Here is a 14,180-nt window from a genome sequence, read left to right on the forward strand (position 1 = left end):
CCCCAGGAGCCCCGCCCACTTCCGCTGCCCCCGCTCGAAGCCGCGGCGGTCGACCACGGTGCAGCGAATCCACTTGACCAGCACCGCGCCATCGTACGGCCCGGGAACGTGGCGCCGGTCACCCTCGGGCGGACTGGCTGCGCACGGACGGCCCCGTGCGCGTGACACGATGGACAACGCGCCCCGTCTGCCGAGCAGTTGGGGCGCCCGACGCAGGGGATCAGGAGGGAGATGCGGTGAACGGCCTGAACAAGGGCATCAGCAAGGTCGAGGTCTCGGTGAAGTGGGACCCCGGTTCCCCCGGCGAGCCGGCCATCGATCTCGACATCGTCGCCGCCACCTACCTCGCGACCGCCAACCACGAGAACCCCGACTACGTGGTGCACTTCGGCAGCCGCTCCCCGGACGGCACCATCTACCTCAACCGGGACAGCAAGGACGGCAAGGGCTTCGGCTGGGACGAGGTGATGACCCTGGAGCTGACCCGCCTCAATCCCCGCTACGCGCGCGTGATGGTCGGTGTCGCCATCCAGCAGCGCGCCGGACGGCGCACCTTCGTCGGGGTGCCCAACCCGGCCCTGCGCATCCGCGAGGGCCACACCGTGCTGGCCGAGCACGACTTCGGCGGCGTCCTCGGGGCCACGGCCACGACGGTCGCGGAGTTCGTGCGCGACGAGTCCGGGGAGTGGACCTTCCGCCCGGCGGTCCGCGGCTTCGACGCGGACCCGGCGACCTTCGCGCGGATCATGGGCAGCGCCGAGACCGCCTGACCCGGACCGCACATGCCGAAGGGGCGGTACGACCGGTGGTCGTACCGCCCCTTCGGCATGGGGGCACCGTCCGGGTCAGCCCCGGACGGTGCCCGTGGTGATCAGCTGCAGCCGCTGGTGGAGCCGCAGCCCTCGCAGATGTAGCAGGAGCCGGCCCGCTGCATCTTCGTACCGCAGGAGAAGCACAGGGGAGCGTCCGCCTGGATGCCCAGCTGCATCTCCACCAGCTCGGCGCTGGTGTGGGCCTGCTGCGGAGCGGGCTTGACCGCTTCGGCCTCGGCCTTCGGGGTGATGACGGCCTTCAGTTCCTGCGCGCGGGGCGCGGACTGGGCCAGCCCCTCGACGACGACGTCGACGTCCTCCTCGCTCGACTCGTACGAGCCGGTCTCCAGGTGGCGCTGGCGCTCGTCGGCCGAGTGGATGCCGAGCGCGGAGCGCGTCTCGAAGGGCAGGAAGTCGAGCGCCAGGCGGCGGAAGATGTAGTCGACGATCGACTGTGCCATCCGCACGTCCGGGTCGTCCGTCATGCCGGCCGGCTCGAAGCGCATGTTGGTGAACTTGGAGACGTACGTCTCCAGCGGCACGCCGTACTGGAGGCCGACCGAGACGGCGATGGAGAAGGCGTCCATCATGCCCGCGAGGGTGGAGCCCTGCTTCGACATCTTCAGGAAGACCTCGCCGAGACCGTCGTCCGGGTAGGAGTTGGCGGTCATGTAGCCCTCGGCTCCGCCGACCGTGAAGGACGTGGTGATGCCGGGACGGCCCTTGGGCAGGCGCTTGCGGACCGGGCGGTACTCGACGACCTTCTCGACCGCGGTGCGGATGGTGTCCTCGGCCTTGGCCGTGACAGCGTCCGTGACGGTCTTCTCCTTCTCCTTGGTCTTCGCGGAGAGGGGCTGGCCGACCTTGCAGTTGTCGCGGTAGATCGCGAGCGCCTTGACGCCCATCTTCCACGCCTCGAAGTAGACCTCTTCGACGTCCTCGACGGTCGCCGTCTCCGGCAGGTTGACCGTCTTGGAGAGCGCGCCGGAGATCCAGGGCTGGATCGCGGCCATCATGCGGACGTGGCCCATCGCGGAGATGGAACGCTCGCCCATGGCGCAGTCGAAGACCTCGTAGTGCTCGGTCCTCAGGCCGGGGGCGTCGATCACGTTGCCGTGCTCGGCGATGTGGGCGACGACCGCCTCGATCTGCTCCTCCTGGTAGCCCAGGCGGCGCAGGGCCTGCGGGACGGTGCCGTTGACGATCTGCATCGAGCCGCCGCCGACCAGCTTCTTGAACTTCACCAGGGCGAGGTCGGGCTCAAGGCCGGTGGTGTCGCAGGACATCGCGAGACCGATGGTGCCGGTCGGGGCGATGACGGAGGCCTGCGCGTTGCGGAAGCCGTTCTTCTCGCCGAGGCGCAGCACGTCCTGCCAGGACTCCGTGGCGGCGGCCCAGATCGGCGTGTCCAGGTCGTCCATGCGGACGGCCACGGCGTTGGCGTCGGCGTGCTGCTTCATGACGCGCTGGTGGGGCTGCGCGTTGCGGGCGTAGCCGTCGTACGGGCCGACGACCGCGGCGAGCTCGGCGGAGCGCTTGTACGAGGTGCCGGTCATCAGGGAGGTGATGGCGCCGGCGAGGGCGCGGCCGCCGTCGGAGTCGTACGCGTGGCCGGTCGCCATGAGGAGGGCGCCGAGGTTGGCGTAGCCGATGCCGAGCTGGCGGAAGGCGCGGGTGTTGTCGCCGATCTTCTGGGTCGGGAAGTCCGCGAAGCAGATGGAGATGTCCATCGCCGTGATCACGAGCTCGACGACCTTGGAGAAGCGCTCGACGTCGAAGGACTGGTGGCCCTTGCCGTCGTCCTTCAGGAACTTCATCAGGTTCAGCGAGGCGAGGTTGCAGGACGTGTTGTCCAGGTGCATGTACTCGCTGCAGGGGTTCGAGCCGTTGATGCGGCCGGACTCCGGGCAGGTGTGCCAGCGGTTGATCGTGTCGTCGTACTGGATGCCCGGGTCGGCGCAGGCCCAGGCCGCCTCGGCCATCTTGCGGAAGAGCGACTTGGCGTCGACCTCCTCGATGACCTCGCCGGTCATCCGGGAGGTGAGGCCGAACTTCTCGCCGTTCTCGACGGCCTTCATGAACGTGTCGTTCACGCGGACCGAGTTGTTGGCGTTCTGGTACTGGACGGACGTGATGTCGTCGCCGCCCAGGTCCATGTCGAAGCCCGCGTCGCGCAGGGCGCGGATCTTCTCCTCTTCCTTGACCTTGGTCTGGATGAAGTCCTCGATGTCTGGGTGGTCGACGTCGAGGATGACCATCTTGGCGGCCCGGCGCGTGGCGCCGCCCGACTTGATGGTGCCCGCGGAGGCGTCGGCACCGCGCATGAAGGAGACGGGGCCCGAGGCGTTGCCGCCCGAGGAGAGCAGTTCCTTGGAGGAACGGATCCGGGAGAGGTTCAGGCCGGCGCCGGAGCCGCCCTTGAAGATCATGCCCTCTTCCTTGTACCAGTCGAGGATCGACTCCATGGAGTCGTCGACGGCCAGGATGAAGCAGGCGGAGACCTGCTGCGGCTGGGGCGTGCCGACGTTGAACCACACCGGCGAGTTGAAGCTGAAGATCTGGTGCAGGAGTGCGTACGCCAGCTCGTGCTCGAAGATCTCGGCGTCGGCGGGCGAGGCGAAGTACTTGTAGTCCTCACCGGCCTTGCGGTACGTCTTCACGATGCGGTCGATGAGCTGCTTGAGGCTCACCTCGCGCTGCGGGGTGCCCACAGCTCCGCGGAAGTACTTGCTGGTGACGATGTTGACCGCGTTCAACGACCAGAAGTCGGGGAACTCGACGCCACGCTGCTCGAAATTGACCGAGCCGTCGCGCCAATTGGTCATGACGACGTCACGGCGCTCCCAGGCGACCTCGTCGTACGGGTGCACGCCCGGGGTGGTGTGGATGCGCTCGATACGCAGTCCCTTGATGGCCTTGGTGCCCTTCGTGCGGGAACCTCGTGCCGGACCGCTCGCCGTCTCTGTCATGCCGCCTCCCTGTATCAGGCTAAAACGCCCTGAAGTGCCTCGTTCTTCCCGTGGCACGGTATGTGTGTGGTGTCGCGCGCACCGCTTGCGCGCCCGCTCGCGACAGGTCTGTGATCGCCGCCGGCCGTCCGGGCCGCGGCCGGTCCCTCTCGTCAGTCGCCGGCGCCGGCGGGTACGGGGGCCTCGACGGCCTCTCCGGACCCGCGGTCGCTTCCCTGGCATCCCTCGCACACGTCGTCGTCGGCCGTGGCGGGGCCCTGAGTCTCTTCCCTGAGCTCCGTGATGGCGGACTCGAAGTCCTCCAGCGAGTCGAACGCCCGATAGACGGACGCGAACCGCAGATACGCGACGAGGTCGAGTTCCTGCAACGGGCCGAGTATGGCCAGCCCCACGTCGTGGGTGGTCAGTTCGGCGCTTCCGGTGGCCCGCACCGCCTCCTCGACCCGCTGGCCGAGCTGCGCGAGCGCGTCCTCCGTGACGGGCCGCCCCTGGCACGCCTTGCGCACCCCGTTGATGACCTTCGTACGGCTGAAGGGCTCGGTGACCCCGGACCGCTTGACCACCATCAGGGAACAGGTCTCCACGGTCGTGAACCGACGGGAGCAGTCGGGACACTGGCGACGCCTGCGGATCGACGTGCCGTCGTCCGTCGTACGGCTGTCGACGACACGGCTGTCGGGGTGCCTGCAGAAGGGGCAGTGCATGGTTCCGACCCTCCTTCACAGCACGACTCGATAGCCTCAAGAGGCCCTTTGGGCCCCTCGGAGCGAGCCCCAGCATAGGGGATGGCCCGGGGCTCGGAAGACCGGGGGACCACAACTTCTGGGTCACCTCGGCACGTCGACCACTATATGTAGGGCCTGACCCGAATTTCACTCTCTTCGCGCGTGTCGCGGGCGTATTGGCACATGCCGCACGGGCGTTCCGGCGCGGAGCGTACGGGGATACGGTGGGCGCCGCCGAGGGCGGGGCCGGTTCCCGGCCCGCCGGACCCCTGGTGGCAGACTGGGCCCCGCCCCGCGCCGGTCCGCAAGGTCACGGCCGCGACGGCGAACCGTACGCCGGAAGGCCTCGGAGGGGACTCACTCCCGGGCAGCGGCGGTCATACACCCAAATGCGTGATCACGTAAGGCCATCTGCGTTTTTTCACTCGAACGTGTGTTTGGCGCAACCTTTCGAAAGCAACTACCGTTGTCCAGCAGGGAGACGAACGAGAGGGGCCGACGTGACCACCACCGCAGACAGTGCCACCATCACTGCCCAGGACCGCTCCCAGGGCCGATTTGAGCCGGTGCATGCCATGAATGAAGCCGTGAACCAGGAGGGGACGAAGCCCGCACGCTCCCTGCCGGGCCGACCTCCAGGTATCCGGGCGGACAGCTCCGGACTCACCGACCGGCAGCGCCGGGTCATCGAGGTCATCAGGGACTCCGTCCAGCGGCGGGGGTACCCGCCGTCCATGCGGGAGATCGGGCAGGCCGTCGGCCTCTCCAGCACCTCCTCGGTCGCCCATCAGCTGATGGCGCTGGAGCGCAAGGGCTTCCTGCGCCGCGACCCGCACCGGCCCAGGGCCTACGAGGTCCGCGGCTCCGACCAGGCCAGCGCGCAGCCCACCGACACCACCGGCAAGCCGGCGGCGTCGTACGTGCCGCTGGTCGGCCGGATCGCCGCCGGTGGCCCGATCCTCGCCGAGGAGTCCGTCGAGGACGTCTTCCCGCTGCCCCGGCAGCTGGTGGGTGACGGCGAGCTGTTCGTCCTGAAGGTCGTCGGCGACTCGATGATCGAGGCCGCCATCTGCGACGGCGACTGGGTGACGGTCCGCCGCCAGCCGGTCGCGGAGAACGGCGACATCGTGGCGGCCATGCTGGACGGCGAGGCAACGGTCAAGCGCTTCAAGCGCGAGGACGGCCATGTGTGGCTGCTGCCGCACAACAGCGCGTACCAGCCCATCCCGGGTGACGAGGCGACCATCCTCGGGAAGGTCGTGGCGGTGCTCCGGCGGATCTGAGGATCCACCCCTGACCGGGCCCCGGGACCACTGCGCCGGTTCCGGGGCCCTGTGCTGTCCGCGCACGGTGCCGGGACGGCCCGGCGGTCAGGACTGTTCGGCTTCCGCCTTCCGGGCCGTCTCGTCGATGGCGGCCAGCGACCGCCGTACCTGGTTGCGGTCCGTCGTGTACCAGAAGTCGGGCAGGGACGCCTTGAGGTAGCTGCCGTAGCGGGCGGTGGCCAGCCGCTGGTCCAGCACGGCGACCACACCCCGGTCCCCCGTCGCCCGTACGAGGCGGCCGGCGCCCTGCGCCATGAGCAGGGCCGCGTGCGTGGCGGCGACGGCCATGAAGCCGTTGCCCCCCGCCTCCTCGACCGCCTTCTGGCGGGCGCTCATCAGCGGGTCGTCGGGGCGCGGGAAGGGGATCTTGTCCATGACGACCAGCTGGCAGCTGGGACCCGGCACGTCCACGCCCTGCCAGAGCGAGAGCGTGCCGAACAGACAGGTCCTCGGGTCCGCCGCGAAGTTCTTGATCAGCTCGCCGAGCGTCTCCTCGCCCTGGAGCAGGATGGGGAACTCCGGGATGCGGGAGCGCAGTTCCTCCGCGGCGAGCTGGGCGGCCCGCATCGAGGAGAACAGTCCCAGCGTGCGGCCGCCGGCCGCCTGGATCAGCTCGGTGAGCTCGTCCAGCATGTCCCCGCGGTCGCCGTCCCTGGCGGGCCTCGCCAGGTGCTTCGCGACGTAGAGGATGCCCTGCTTGCCGTAGTCGAAGGGCGAGCCGACGTCGATGCCCTTCCAGACCGGGACGTCGTCGCCCTCGGTGCCCTCGGGGGAAAGGCCCAGTGAGGCGCCCACGCCGTTGAAGTCGCCGCCGAGCTTCAGGGTCGCCGAGGCCAGGACGACGGAGCGGTCCGTGAAGAGCTTCTCGCGCAGCAGGCCCGACACCGACATCGGCGCCACCCGCAGCGACGCCCCGTAGCGGTCGTGCCGCTCGTACCAGACGACGTCCCACTCCGAGCCGTTCGTGATGCGCTCCGCCACGTCGTGGACGCTCTCCACGGAGGCGAGGGCCTGCTTGCGGACCGCGTCCTCGTCGGTGACGGACTTGTCGCGGGTCGCCCCGATCGCCGAGATCACCGTACGGGCGGCGTCGCGCAGGGCCATCAGCGCGTACCCGAGGTCCTCCGGGATCTCCTCCAGCCGGCCCGGCAGCGCCAGCTCCATCAGGCGCTCGAAGCCCTCGGCGGCCGTCTGGAGCTGGTCGGCGGCCTTCTCGTTCACCAGCTTCGCCGCGCGGCGCACGGCGCGGTTGACCTGCCCCGGGGTGAGCTCCCCGGTCGCGACCCCGGTGACCCGGGAGACCAGCTCGTGGGCCTCGTCGACGATCAGCACCTCGTGCTGTGGGAGGACGGGGGCGCCCTCGATGGCGTCGATCGCCAGCAGCGCGTGGTTGGTGACGACGACCTCGGCGAGCTTGGCGCGCTCACGGGCCGCCTCGGCGAAGCACTCCGCTCCGTAGGCGCACTTGGAGGCGCCGAGGCACTCCCGGGAGGAGACGGAGACCTGCGACCAGGCGCGGTCCGAGACGCCCGGGGTGAGGTTGTCGCGGTCCCCCGTCTCGGTCTCGTCCGACCACTCCCGCAGCCGCAGCAGGTCCTGGCCCAGCTTGCTGGTGGGCGCGGCCGCCTCGAACTGGTCGAAGAGGCCCTCCTCCTCGTCCTGCGGCGCTCCTTCGTGGAGGCGGTGCAGGCACAGGTAGTTCGACCGGCCCTTGAGCATCGCGAACTCGGGGCGCCGGCGCAGCAGCGGGTGCAGCGCGTCCACCGTGCGCGGCAGGTCCCGCTCCACGAGCTGCCGCTGGAGCGCCAGGGTGGCCGTCGCCACCACGACCCGCTCCCCGTGCGCCAGCGCGGGGACCAGGTAGCCGAGGGACTTTCCGGTGCCGGTGCCGGCCTGGACCAGCAGATGGGAACCGTCGTCGATGGCCTGTGTGACGGATTCGGCCATGGTCACCTGGCCTGGGCGCTCCGTACCGCCGACGGCTGTGACGGCGGCATGCAGGAGTTCGGGGAGTGAGGGCTCTGTCATAGCTCGACCACCCTACGGGTCGGCACCGACAGCGGGGTGATCACGTCGGTGGGGAGGGATGCGATCAGGACGCCCGCGCGAGCGGTGCGCCGGGAGCGACGGCCTGCGAACTGGTTGCAGTGCAGCTTGCAGAACGGCCTGCGGGCGGCCTACAGCAGATCGCGCAGGGTGCGGTCCCGGACCATGAGGGCCGCCCTCTTGCCGGGCAGGTCCACCTCGGCGGAGAACCGGAAACCGGCGCTCAGGAAGGCCGATACGGACGGGGTGTTGCGCAGGTCGGGCTCGGCGACGACCCGGGCGCACGAGGGGCGCCGGTCGAGCACGAGGTCGGAGACGGCCCGGAGCAGGACCGTGCCGGTCCCCCGCCCCCGGTGGGCGACGCCGCCGATGAGGAGGTGGATCCCGGTGTCGTGCGGGCGGGCCGGGTAGTGGCGGGCCAGCGGGTCCAGGTCCGCGCGGTAGATCTCCCAGTAGCTCATCGGGGTGCCGTCCAGCACGCCGAGACAGGGGACGCTGCGTCCGTCGCCCGCGAGTTGGGTGCGCAGGTGCTCCTCGGTCACCTCCTCGGGACCGGAGAGCTCCCAGAAGGCGGCCACGGCCGGGTCGTTCATCCAGCGGGCGACCAGCGGAAGATCACGTTCTACGTGCACGGGGACCAGGTGGAGGACGCCCGCGGGGGTGGTCGCCGGCCCCCAGTCGCCGACGCGGTCGAGCAGGTCCTCACGGAACGGGAAGGCCGGGGTGGACGGGAAGGCCGGGATGGACGGGAAGGCCGGAGCGCGGGGGGTGGCCGTTCCGGTGTCGGCCGTGCGGAGCGCGAGGAGTTCGTCGGGCAGGCGCAGGTCGAGGGTGTCCTGGCTGTCCGCGCCGGCTCCCGTGCCGCTCCGGTAAGCGGGGCGGGGGGCCGGGTCGGCGCCGGCGTCGGTGCTCGCATCGGTGGGAGGCACGGCGACGCTCCTCTCGGGGAACTCGGAAGACTCGGAGGACTCGGAAGGACGGGGTGGATTCCCCTACGCGTGGAGGGGGTTGGCGACGGTCACGTAGACGGACTGGGTGTCGACCGGACCCACGAGTTCGTCGAGGCCGTGCAGCCGGGTCAGCAGATTGGCCTTGCAGCGCAGGGTGGGCGAGTCGAGCAGGTGGGCGGGCAGGGTGGTCCGCAGCCGGCCGGGTCCGGAGGCGACCGTGCCGAGGAAGCGGCGGAAGGCGGCCAGCAGCAGCCGTTCGTCGGCCAGGCCCTGCGAGCCGAAGGCCCCGATGAGGCCGAACACGTTGTTGACGGCCAGGTAGTAGGCGAAGCGTTCGTCGGTGACCGCGTCGGACACGAAGGTGTCGCTGCGCCCGCCGATGCCCGGCAGCCGCTGCTCCAGCTCCGTACGCCGGGACTCGCGGAAGTAGTAGCCCTGGTTGTCCCGGAAACGGCCGCCCGTGGGCCAGCCGTCGGCGTCCAGCAGGAGCAGGGTGTTCTGCTGGTGCGCCTCCAGCGCGATCCCGGCCTCGGCGTCCAGCCACAGGACGGGGCGCACGACGTGTTCGAGGTAGCGCAGGAACCACTCGGCGGCGACGGCGCCGCGGGGCCGGCCCGTGCGTCCGGCGAGCCGGTCGACGATCCCGGCGAGCCGGGACGGGGCCGCGGAACCGGGCTGTTCGAGCTGTCCGGGCTGCTGGTGTTCCGCGGGCGTGCTCCCCGGCCCGGGCGAGACGAGTCCGGCGATGCAGGTGACGTCGTCCGAGGGCGTGAACGGGTTGTGGCGGATCATGACGTCGAGGCCGGGCACGGGGACGCCGTCGCGGTCGTCCACGGCGAGCCACGCGGGGTCCCGGACGATGTCGAAGCCCGGGTGGGCCGCCCGCCACCGCTCGGCGAGCCCGGCCCGCAGCAGGCGGTGCACCTCGACCCCCCGGTGAAGCTCCTTGCGGAGGTTCTCCCGGCGGGAGTTGGTGATGCGCAGGCCCAGCGACAGCTTCAGCATCGCGGGGGCGCCGGAGCGGTAGAGGGTGCGGACGGAGGAGGTGGGGTGCCACGGGGAGCCGCACGGGCCGAGGTCGCGGAGCAGTCCGGCGTCCAGGAGCTCCGCGGTCTCCGGTCGGCGCCGGACCTCGCGGAGCTGCCAGGGGTGCATCGGCAGTGCGGCGTGTCCGTCGGGCAGCCGCAGTCCGGCGCCGGCGAGCCGGGCGGTGAGCCGGTCCGCCGGAACGAGGCGGCCGCGCTCGGTCCAGGCCGAGTCAGTGGCGAGCACGGAGGGGGCGACGGCCATCCAGTGCAGGTCGAAGGAGCCGCGCAGCTCGGGCGAGTAGAGCCGGTTCTCGATCCAGCTGAGTCCTTCGCGGCTCTTGGGGGTGGGGTGCAGCGGATGACCGAGCAGCAGCGACTGCTCGGCGGAGAGGAACAGGTCGGGGCCGTCGGCCGGGTTCTCCCTGCGGTCCGCGATGAACACGGCGGTCCGGCGCAGCGAGTCGGCGACGCGCTCGACCAGACCGCCTCCGTCGACCGGGACGTCGGACGCGACGTTGGACTCGGCAGCAGACCCGACGGTAGGTCCGGCGGTGGGCCCGGCAGTAGGTGCGACGGTCGCCGTGGAGGCGAGGAGGTCCGCGAGGGCGGACCCCGCGGGTTCCGCGCGCTCGGCGGACCCCGCGGGACGCGCACCCGTCGAAGCCTCGCGCTCCAGCAGGGCCGCCAGCGTGACGGCGTCGGTGGGCGGTGCGTCGTCCGGGGCGTCCGCGAGGCGCGGCCGGCCCAGGCGGTGCCATCCCGTGGGGGACCAGTAGCGCACCGGGACCACGAGGGCGGTGTCCCCGGCCGGAAGGGGGATGCGCAGGACGCCGTCGGCGGGGGCGGGCAGGCCCTGCTCGCGCACCCAGCAGCGCAGCAGGTTCTCCACGGCCGCGGCCTGGGCGGCGGKGCGGGGGTCGGGGTGTGCCAGCAGGTCCGCGGTGGCGCCGTACGGCTCCTCGGACGTCCCGGGGGCTGCTCGCTCGCGGGCCTCGGGGCGGCCGTCGGATGCGGGGATGACGTTCACGGGGATTCCTCGGGGTGGGTCCGGACTCGTACGGCGACGAACCGCGGCTGTTGCGGCGTGGACGGGCGTGGGTGGCACCTACGTGCTTCTCGGCCTGGCCGGCTGACGGGCCGGGCTACCGGACCGCCTCCCGAACGGCGCGTCCGTCCAGTCCGTCCAGTCCGTCCCGCCCGGTCCGCGCGGCCCGCGGTGCCTGTCGCGCGACCTCCGTGACCGCGTCCGCGAGTCGGTCGAGCACCGCGGCCGCCTGCTCGTCGGTGATCGTCAGCGGAGGGAGCAGCCGCACCACGCTGGAGTGCCGGCCGCCGAGTTCCACGATCAGCCCGCGCCGCAGGCACGCGCGCTGCACGGCGGCCGCCCGTTCGGGGGCGGCGGGCGCAGGACCGTCGGGGGATGCAGGACCGGCAGGGGTCGCCGACGGACTCTCCGGGTCCACGAGTTCGACGCCGATCATCAGTCCCCGGCCGCGCACCTCGCCGACGCAGTCGAAGTCGGCCTCCAACTGCCGCAGCCGCGCGATCATGCGGGTGCCCAGGGCGGCGGCGCGTTCGGCGAGACCGTTCTCCCGGACGTACGCGAGGGTCGCGGCGCCCGCCGCCATGGCGAGCTGGTTGCCGCGGAACGTGCCCGCGTGCGCGCCCGGTTCCCACACGTCGAGGTCGTCGCGGTAGACGACGACGGCCAGCGGCAGGCTGCCGCCGATGGCCTTGGACAGGACCATCACGTCGGGCGTGACCCCGCTGTGCTCGACCGCCCAGAAGGCGCCGGTCCTGCCGACGCCCGTCTGGATCTCGTCGGCGATCAGCGGGATCCCGCGGGCCGCCGTGATCTCCCGCATCCGCCGCAGCCAGTCGTCGCGGGCCGGGATCACCCCGCCCTCCCCCTGCACCGGTTCGAGGATCATGCCCGCAGGGTCCGCCACCCCGGACTTGACGTCGTCGAGCAGGGACTGCGTCCAGTGCGCGGCGAGTTCGGCCCCGCGCCCGCCCCCGACGCCGAACGGACAGCGGTAGTCCTGCGGATAGGGCAGGCGGGTGACGCGTACGTCGGGAGCGCCGCCGGACGCCGCGAGCGCCCCCTCGGTCATCCCGTGGTAGGCGCCGGTGAAGGCGAGGATCCCGCTGCGGCCGGTCGCGGTGCGCACCAGCTTCAGGGCCGCCTCGACGGCGTCCGTCCCGGCGGGACCGCAGAACTGCACGCGGGCGCGGTCGACGAGGCCGGGCGGCAGGGTGCGGAACAGCTCGGTGGTGAAGGCGTCCTTGACGGGGGTGGCCAGGTCGAGGACGTGCAGCGGGGCGCCCGAGTCGAGGACCTTCCTGACGGCCTCCAGGACGACCGGGTGGTTGTGGCCGAGGGCCAGGGTGCCCGCGCCGGAGAGGCAGTCGAGGTAGCGGCTGCCGTCGGCGCCCTCGATGGTCAGCCCGCGGGCCCGTACGGGGACGATCGGCAGGGCGCGCGCATAGGTGCGCGCCGCGGACTCGCGCGCCGCCTGCCGCCGCAGGATCCCCTCCTGCACCACGCGCGCCCCCGCCTCGGCGCCGTCGTGCACGCCCGCTCCGCCCGCCTCCGCGCGCGCCTCCACGCCCGCTTCCCCGTCCGCCGTGTGCGGCGGCGCCGCTCTCCGCGTCATGGGCGCCGCCTCGGGCGCAGGCCCCGTCACCACCACGTCTGTCGGTCCTCCCGCTGTCCAGGGGCGAGTCGCCGGCCCGCCCGAGGGGAGGCGGCAGGGGGGGATGAACGCAGCCCGAACGCCCCCCGTACGTACCAACGACGAGAACCGCGCGGGGCAACGGCGGGACGAAGATCCTCGCCGTGACGGAACCGTTGCGGGCCCGTCGGAAGTCCCCCACAGCAACGGCATAGTCTGTGGTGCCGTTCGGCGGTACTCGCTGATCAGCACCCACGGCCACGCGGGTTCGCACGGGTCACCGGATCCGTGCGGCGTCCCGGGTGGCGGCACAGAGTTGTTCGTTCACCTCCAGGGGGAGTTCACACCATGCGACCGATACGCCCGCTCTTCTCCGCCCGCCGAGGGAGGAGCCCGCGCCGCCGCACCTCCCCCGTGCTGGCCGCGGTCGGCCTGGCCACCGCGCTGGCCCTGACCGCCACCGCCTGCGGCTCGGACGGGGACGCCGACGCGTCCGCCGAGGCGTCGTCCGCCTCGGCCGGCGACGGCAAGATCACGATTCCCGACAACATCAAGGACCGGCTCAAGGAGCACGGCATCGATGTGGACAAGTGGAAGAACGGCGAGTGGAAGAACTGGGACAGGGACGACTGGCTGCGCGAGGCGAACGACTACATCAACCCGATCATCGACGACCTGTGGGACCCGGACCGCATGCGCGAGGCCGAGGACCCGGACCGGGGCGTCGAGGAGAACGACCTCTCGGGTGACCAGGGCGTGACCGACCCGGAGCCGGCGCCCGTGGAGGCGCAGGCCGTCCCGGCGGGGTACCACGAGAACGTGCCCGAGGCCGGCAAGGTGTTCTTCGACTCCCCCGAGGGCACGATGGTCTGCTCGGCGACCGTGGTCCAGGACCCGGCCCACCCGGGCAAGTCCAACCTCGTGTGGACGGCGGGCCACTGCGTGCACGCGGGCGCGAAGGGCGGCTGGTACCGCAACATCGCCTTCGTGCCCTCGTACAACGACGGCGCCGAGTCCGCGGCGGAGCTGCAGGGCGCGACCAAGGAAGAGGTCGCTCCGTACGGTGTCTGGTGGGGCGACTGGGCACAGACCTCGGACCAGTGGATCGAGCGGGGCGGTCCGACCGGCGGCGAGGGCGCCTCGTACGACTTCGCCGTCATCCACGTGACGCCGGAGAAGGGCGGTGACGGCAAGTCCCTGGAGGAGACGGTCGGTGCGGCGCTCCCGGTGGACTTCGACGCGCCGGCCGTGTCGCAGGTCGGGGACATCACCGCGACCGGTTACCCGGCGGCGGCGCCGTTCGACGGGGAGACCATGTACCGGTGCACGGACGAACCGGGCCGGCTCTCGATCGAGAAGTCCAACCCGACGATGTACCGCATCGGGTGCACCATGACCGGTGGCTCCTCGGGCGGCGGCTGGGTGGCCGCGGGCCCGGACGGCAAGCCCGCGCTGGTGTCCAACACCTCGATCGGCCCGGTGACCGCCGGCTGGCTGGCGGGTCCGCGCCTGGGCTCGGAGGCAGAGGGGATCTACACCGCGGTGAGCAAGAAGTACGCGACACAGTAGGTACGGCGCGCGGACGGACAGCGGCGACGGCGGGGGCGGACGGGCGGGTCCACGGAAGTTTTCCGCCCGGCCCCATCCGTC

The 14,180-nt window shown here is 71.8% G+C and carries 9 protein-coding genes and 1 pseudogene; 3 read left to right on the forward strand and 7 right to left on the reverse strand.

From position 1 onward, the window contains the following. A pseudogene (locus tag FGF04_RS42185) lies at positions 1 to 84 on the reverse strand (DUF4937 domain-containing protein); the annotation flags it as partial. A 152-nt stretch (positions 85 to 236) separates the two neighbouring features. Here FGF04_RS42185 and FGF04_RS34145 point away from each other — a divergent pair. Beyond that, on the forward strand, positions 237 to 770 hold the full coding sequence (locus FGF04_RS34145) for a TerD family protein (protein WP_149515269.1): 534 nt from the start codon (positions 237 to 239) through the stop codon (positions 768 to 770). A gap of 101 nt (positions 771 to 871) precedes the next feature. On the opposite strand, the gene FGF04_RS34150 is transcribed toward FGF04_RS34145, so the two are convergent. Beyond that, positions 872 to 3,781 (reverse strand): vitamin B12-dependent ribonucleotide reductase, encoded by a 2,910-nt coding sequence (locus tag FGF04_RS34150; protein ID WP_149515270.1) that lies wholly within the window; start codon positions 3,779 to 3,781, stop codon positions 872 to 874. A gap of 152 nt (positions 3,782 to 3,933) precedes the next feature. Continuing rightward, complete coding sequence (nrdR, locus tag FGF04_RS34155) at positions 3,934 to 4,485, reverse strand: transcriptional regulator NrdR (RefSeq protein ID WP_149515271.1); 552 nt, start codon at positions 4,483 to 4,485, stop codon at positions 3,934 to 3,936. Positions 4,486 to 5,006: 521 nt separating this feature from the next. Between nrdR and lexA the strand changes: the two genes are divergently transcribed. Next, positions 5,007 to 5,789 carry a transcriptional repressor LexA gene (gene lexA / locus FGF04_RS34160; RefSeq protein WP_149515272.1) on the forward strand — a complete coding sequence of 261 codons (783 nt, stop codon included), beginning with the start codon at positions 5,007 to 5,009 and terminating at the stop codon, positions 5,787 to 5,789. 87 nt (positions 5,790 to 5,876) lie between these two features. Here lexA and FGF04_RS34165 read toward each other — a convergent pair whose 3' ends face one another. The 4 genes from FGF04_RS34165 to FGF04_RS34180 form a co-directional block, all read right to left on the reverse strand. Then, a complete protein-coding gene (locus FGF04_RS34165) occupies positions 5,877 to 7,859 on the reverse strand; it encodes an ATP-dependent DNA helicase (RefSeq protein WP_149515273.1) in 1,983 nt (660 codons plus the stop codon). Between the two features lie 149 nt (positions 7,860 to 8,008). Next, complete coding sequence (locus FGF04_RS34170; RefSeq protein ID WP_149515274.1) at positions 8,009 to 8,806, reverse strand: GNAT family N-acetyltransferase; 798 nt, start codon at positions 8,804 to 8,806, stop codon at positions 8,009 to 8,011. A 63-nt stretch (positions 8,807 to 8,869) separates the two neighbouring features. Beyond that, positions 8,870 to 10,789 (reverse strand): IucA/IucC family protein, encoded by a 1,920-nt coding sequence (locus tag FGF04_RS34175; RefSeq protein ID WP_408055709.1) that lies wholly within the window; start codon positions 10,787 to 10,789, stop codon positions 8,870 to 8,872. Positions 10,790 to 10,997: 208 nt separating this feature from the next. After that, complete coding sequence (locus FGF04_RS34180; RefSeq protein ID WP_149515275.1) at positions 10,998 to 12,512, reverse strand: diaminobutyrate--2-oxoglutarate transaminase family protein; 1,515 nt, start codon at positions 12,510 to 12,512, stop codon at positions 10,998 to 11,000. Positions 12,513 to 12,878: 366 nt separating this feature from the next. Between FGF04_RS34180 and FGF04_RS34185 the strand changes: the two genes are divergently transcribed. After that, complete coding sequence (locus FGF04_RS34185) at positions 12,879 to 14,099, forward strand: trypsin-like serine peptidase (protein ID WP_149515276.1); 1,221 nt, start codon at positions 12,879 to 12,881, stop codon at positions 14,097 to 14,099. Positions 14,100 to 14,180 lie beyond the last annotated feature (81 nt).

It is taken from the genome of Streptomyces apricus, assembly GCF_008369065.1.
Lineage (GTDB): Bacteria > Actinomycetota > Actinomycetes > Streptomycetales > Streptomycetaceae > Streptomyces > Streptomyces apricus.